This is a genomic window from Lysinibacillus capsici, assembly GCF_003367505.1.
GTDB classification, from domain to species: domain Bacteria; phylum Bacillota; class Bacilli; order Bacillales_A; family Planococcaceae; genus Lysinibacillus; species Lysinibacillus capsici.
The window spans coordinates 1-5612 of sequence record NZ_PXXX01000034.1 but is presented as its reverse complement, the minus strand read 5'-3'; the positions used below and the strand labels follow the sequence as shown (position 1 = coordinate 5612).

Sequence of the window (5612 nt, the reverse complement as noted above, 5' to 3'; positions counted from 1 at the left end):
CCATCATCACTAGACTTTGTTATGTATCTTGTTTTGAAGTTGTTTACCTGTCCTTCAAGACAAGAATTATTGTATAACGTTTTCTAACATTGTGCAATACTTTTTTATAAAAAAAAGAAATTATTACTTTTTAAAGATATTTTTGTTAAGTAAGAGAAAATATTGCCCTGCAAAATATTATAGCAATTGTTGGTTCAAAAGAAAACAATTATTTTATTTGGCCGATATTATTAGCTTATAATCTATTTCACTACAAGTGAAGAATATAGATAATCCTTCACTCGTCTTTTCGTTAAATATTTGAAAGCTCTATTTTTAATTTTACAATATCCTCAAGTGTAGTGGAAGGTCCAAAAGATATTCTAAAAAATTGGCGTGCCGCTTCCAAAGAGAACCCCATTGATAGAATAGCCTTTGTTCCCGATTCACTATGAATATCACATGCACTACCTGTAGAGATACAGATTCCCGCCTCATTTAACTTTAAAAGAACATATTGCCCCTCTACTTTTTCCATCATTACCCCACAAATATTAGGTAGTTGCTGTTTACACTCAACGAGCTGACATTTTTCAGGTAAATTATTTTCAAAATAATTTCTTAGCGTTTCATAATGTTGCAATTCATATTGATAGTTTTCAATTGCCGCGGCAAAGGCCACGATTGCAGGAGTATCTAATGTCCCCCCTCTAAGACCCCTCTCATGTGTCAAACCTGGTGTTAATGCAGGTACTCTGATTGCAGGGTTCAGATATATAGCACCACAGCCCTTTGGTCCGCCTATTTTATGAGCCGAGATGGTAATCGCATCTGCCCCTTGTGGTATAGCTAGTTTGCCAAATGATTGTACACAATCAACATGACAGAATATATTTGATTTTCTTGCCATCTTTACGATTTTCTCTACAGGCTGGATTGAACCAATTTCAGAATTGACATGTTGAATGGTAATCAAAGCAGTCTCTTCCCGGATTGCTTGTTGCAATTGCCCCAGATCAACACAACCATCCTTCTGCAAAGGTAATTTTGTTACAGTAAAGCCCTTTTTCTCAAGTGTATTCAAAGCCGCATGCACTGACGTATGCTCAGCTTGAGATGAAATAATGTGTTTTCCTTTTTTTGAGGCTAGCGCTAACGACAAGATGGCTATGAGATTTCCTTCTGTTCCACTACCCGTAAAAATTACGCCATCACTAGTTACACCTAGGGCTTGGGCTACAACCTCCCTTGATTGCTGGACAAAATAAAAAGCTTGTCCCCCTAAATCATGCAAACTCGCACTATTTCCATAATACCGTTGTGCCACCTCTACATATGCCTCAAGAGATTCCCTCATCATAGGTGATGTTGCAGCATAATCCATATAAATCATCGTCTTCTTCCTCTCTTGTTCATCAGGTCTTGTTTTCTTTTATATTTTATGTAAAGATAAGTGTCAAGACAACTGTAAAGAAGGTATAACAATGGATGTAAAGACAGACGTCCTTATAATTGGTAGTGGGATTGCTGCACTTCAGGCTGCTTTAGTGCTTGAAAAACATTTTCAAATACAAATTGTTACAAAATCATCTATATATATGAGTAGTTCTTATCGTGCACAAGGTGGGATTGCTGCTGTTACCAGTGAGGAGGATCATATTCAACATCATATTGCTGATACATTGAAAGCTGGAGAGTATCATCATGAGAAAAGGCATGTTAAAACACTTATAAAAGATGGCACTGAGATTATGCAAAACTATCTAAAGGATGGCCTCCCTGTTGATCGGCAGGTCGATGGAAAACCTGCTCTAGGACTTGAAGGAGCACATAGTCATCATCGTATTCTACATGCAGGTGGTGATCGTACTGGTCAGATTTTCATAGATTACTTGCTTCATAAACTTTCGCCCAAAACAAAGATCAATTGCTATGAAATGGCTTATGAGCTTTTACGGAATACAGATGGTGACTGTGTAGGAGTGCTAACTAAAGGAGAAAAAGGTACAAAACGTTATTTGGCTCATCATGTTATTTTAGCGACAGGTGGCGCAGGTGCCCTTTATTCAAGTACATCTAATTTTCCAACTAATACAGGGGATGGGATCGCATTAGCATTTCGAGCAGGCGCTGCCATTAGTGATATGGAATTTATGCAATTTCACCCGAGTCTTCTGTGGTGTAAAAATGAAGCAAAGGGATTAGTTTCTGAAGCTGTCAGAGGGGCTGGTGGTATTTTTGTTAATGCCCAGCATCAGCCCATTATGACAGGTTTACATGCTCAACTTGACCTAGCACCAAGACATATTACTGCACTTGCCCTATTTACAAAACGTGCAGCGGGTGAAGAAACGTTTATTGATATCACTAACATTCAAGACTTTGAAGCAAAGTTTCCAACAATTGCTCAGCTGTGCCATGTTCATCACGTTCATTTACAAGATGGTCTAATCCCCGTGGCTCCAGGAAGTCATTTCTTGATGGGTGGTGTTATTGCTGATGACAAAGGAAGAACTACTATACCGAACTTATATGCAGTCGGTGAGGTTGCCTGTACAGGCGTACATGGTGCGAATCGTTTAGCAAGTAACTCCCTATTGGAAGGTATTACATTTGGTCAAAAAATGGCGCAGTTCATTATTCAAAAAGGGTGTCATCAAAAAAACTTTTTACTGGAAAAGCATCAATGTCCTGATAAAATGCCACCTTTATTTAGCAAACCCCAATTACAGCAACACATGATGCAGTTCCTAGGTATTGTTAGAAATATTGATGACTTGCAGCATTTTGTAAAGCAACTACCCTCCTTGCAATCACTTATTCAAGTTAATTTAAAGGGTCTAGAACTAGCTGAGTTGGAATTATTTATGATGCATGTAGTCGCCACATTAATGGCACATGCAGCAATTACTCGAACGGAAACAAGAGGAGCTCATATTCGGAAGGATAAATCCGAAATGAAATCACAATGGGCAAGTCGATGGATTATTTTTTCGCAAGGACAAATGAAAGTGAGGAACTCATTGTATGAATATCATCAAACTTGAGGAAATGCTCAAGCAATTTTTTAATGAGGATTTAGGAGATGGAGATTTATCGAGTGAATTTATCTTTTCAGCCGAACAACAGGGAGCTTTTTCTTTTTACGCGAAAGAAAGCGGAATTTTTTGTGGGGCTAACATTATTGAGCATGGCTTTCTCTTACTCGATCGATCAATCGAAGTCAATCTTCATACAAAAGATGGAGAGATGGTGAAGTCAGGTGATGTACTCGCTGTGATTAAAGGTCCCTTACAAAAATTATTAATCGGTGAGCGTGTCATTTTAAATCTTATTCAACGTATGTCTGCTATTGCAACGGCTGCCCATCTTGCCGTTCAAGAAACAGTAGGTACTTACGCAAAAATATGTGATACGCGTAAAACACTACCTGGACTGCGTATGTTAGATAAATATGCTGTTCGAATTGGTGGTGCTTTTAATCATCGTAATGGCCTGTACGACGCAATTATGCTAAAGGACAATCATATTGCCTTTGCTGGTAGCATTACAAAGGCAGTTCAGACCGCTAGAGCGAAAGTCGGTCATACCGTAAAAATTGAAGTTGAAATTGAATCAAAAGAACAATTAGAAGAAGCTATCAACGCAGGAGCAGATATTATTATGTTTGATAACCGTAGCCCAGAAGAAATCCGTGCATGGCTTCCCATTGTTCCTCCCACTATTGCGACTGAAGCATCTGGGGGCATCACACTTGAAAATTTAAAGGCTTATGCCCAAACGGGTATTCAATGGATTTCACTTGGCTCCTTAACACATTCAGTTAAAGCTTTTGATATTAGTGCACTCGTTCAAATGAAAGGAGATCATTCCCTTGTCCATCACTAGTTTATTACAACAGACGACATTACTCCCAGAGCATTATCGGGCACTATCTGTAAAGGAAATGGAATCTCGTATTTTATCAATAAAGAAAAAATTAGGTTCTAAATTATTTATTCCTGGCCACCATTATCAAAAAGATGAAGTCATTCAATTTGCAGATTCAACTGGGGATTCTTTACAGTTAGCTCAATTATCCGCAGCAAATAAGGAAGCTGAACACATCGTATTTTGCGGTGTACATTTTATGGCAGAAACTGCTGATATGCTGACAACGAAACAGCAACATGTCTATTTACCAGATATGCGCGCTGGTTGTTCAATGGCTGATATGGCTGATATTTATCAAACTGAACAAGCATGGCCAATTCTTCAAGAACTCTTTGGTGATACGATTATTCCTCTAACCTATGTTAACTCAACTGCGGCTATTAAAGCCTTTACTGGAAGACATGGTGGTGCTTGTGTCACTTCATCGAATGCAAAGGAACTTGTTCAATGGGCTTTTACCCAAAAACAGCGTATCTTCTTTTTACCTGACCAACATTTAGGAAGAAATACTGCCTATGATTTAGGTATACCTCTTGAAAATATGGCTGTTTGGAATCCACATAAGAACTTGCTCGAAACAAAAGAGCCACTTGAAAATATCCAGGTTATTCTTTGGAAGGGTCACTGCTCTGTGCACGAAGGTTTTACTGTTCAACATACAGAGGTTATTCGCAAAGAACACCCGACTATGAGGATAATTGTTCACCCTGAGTGCAGCCGTGAAGTGGTTGCAGCGGCTGATGATGCAGGCTCCACAAAATACATTATTGATACAATCAATCGAGCTCCAAGCGGATCTTCATGGGCAATTGGAACAGAAATGAACCTTGTCAATCGCATTATTAAGCAGCATCCTGATAAACATATTGTCTCCTTAAACGAAAACTTTTGTCCTTGTTTAACAATGAATCGAATTGACCTTCCACATTTGTTATGGAGCTTAGAAAGTATTGAGCAAGGTCAACCTCATAACCGTATACAAGTAGATGAACATACTACCGCTGAAGCACTTAGTTCACTTGAAAGAATGCTAGCCAGAGGATAAATAGTTAAAACTTTTTAAACAGAAAGGTTGAAGATATAACCTTTCTGTTTTTGTTGACATAACGCCTACTTCTAATAGTGCTAATGGCTTCCATTTGCGCCCCGCTTTGCTATAATTGACACGACTTTATGCTCCATGATACTGTCAATTTGGAGGTGATACTAAATGGCTTTTCAATCGAAAAATATCTTTATCAATTTACCAGTACAAGATCTAAACAAATCTATCAGTTTTTTTAAGGAATTAGGTTTTGAGTTCAATCAACAATTCAGTGATGAAACAACAGCCTCAATGATTATTAGTGAAAATATCTTCGTATTAATAATGGTTGAAGAACGATTTAAAGGATTTAGTAAGAAAGAAGTTACAGATACTACTACTTCTGCAGAAGCAATCTTATGTCTTTCTGCTGAAAATCGTGAACAAGTAGATCAATTAGTGAATAAGGCTCTTGCCTCTGGTGGTAAACCTTATAGTGAACCACAAGATCACGGATTTATGTATGGTTGGGGTTTTCAAGATGTAGATGGGCACATCTGGGAAGTAGTTTATATGGATGAAAATGCATTGAAACAAGAGTAAATTTTGTATCTATGAATATCAAAAAACAGTAGATGCAATAGCATCTACTGTTTTTAGTATGACCCGTACGGGA

Annotated in this window: 5 protein-coding genes; 4 read left to right on the top strand and 1 reads right to left on the bottom strand. The window is 38.1% G+C overall.

The features are described from left to right. Nucleotides 1-292: 292 nt before the first annotated feature. The gene (locus tag C7B89_RS22635; RefSeq protein ID WP_066038274.1) at nucleotides 293-1363 is read right to left on the bottom strand and encodes a cysteine desulfurase family protein; all 1071 of its coding nucleotides are present in this window, start codon (nucleotides 1361-1363) and stop codon (nucleotides 293-295) included. Between the two features lie 100 nt (nucleotides 1364-1463). Between C7B89_RS22635 and nadB the strand changes: the two genes are divergently transcribed. The 4 genes from nadB to C7B89_RS22615 all read left to right on the top strand — a co-directional run bounded on the left by nadB (nucleotide 1464) and on the right by C7B89_RS22615 (nucleotide 5539). Further along, complete coding sequence (nadB, locus tag C7B89_RS22630; RefSeq protein ID WP_054548465.1) at nucleotides 1464-3026, top strand: L-aspartate oxidase; 1563 nt, start codon at nucleotides 1464-1466, stop codon at nucleotides 3024-3026. After that, complete coding sequence (gene nadC / locus C7B89_RS22625; protein WP_054548464.1) at nucleotides 3007-3867, top strand: carboxylating nicotinate-nucleotide diphosphorylase; 861 nt, start codon at nucleotides 3007-3009, stop codon at nucleotides 3865-3867. Before nadB ends, nadC begins: the two co-directional genes overlap by 20 nt. Continuing rightward, nucleotides 3854-4957 (top strand): quinolinate synthase NadA, encoded by a 1104-nt coding sequence (gene nadA, locus C7B89_RS22620; RefSeq protein WP_115674648.1) that lies wholly within the window; start codon nucleotides 3854-3856, stop codon nucleotides 4955-4957. The genes nadC and nadA overlap by 14 nt, the downstream gene beginning before the upstream one ends. A gap of 165 nt (nucleotides 4958-5122) precedes the next feature. Continuing rightward, a complete protein-coding gene (locus tag C7B89_RS22615; RefSeq protein ID WP_054548462.1) occupies nucleotides 5123-5539 on the top strand; it encodes a VOC family protein in 417 nt (138 codons plus the stop codon). The last annotated feature ends 73 nt before the right edge of the window (nucleotides 5540-5612 follow it).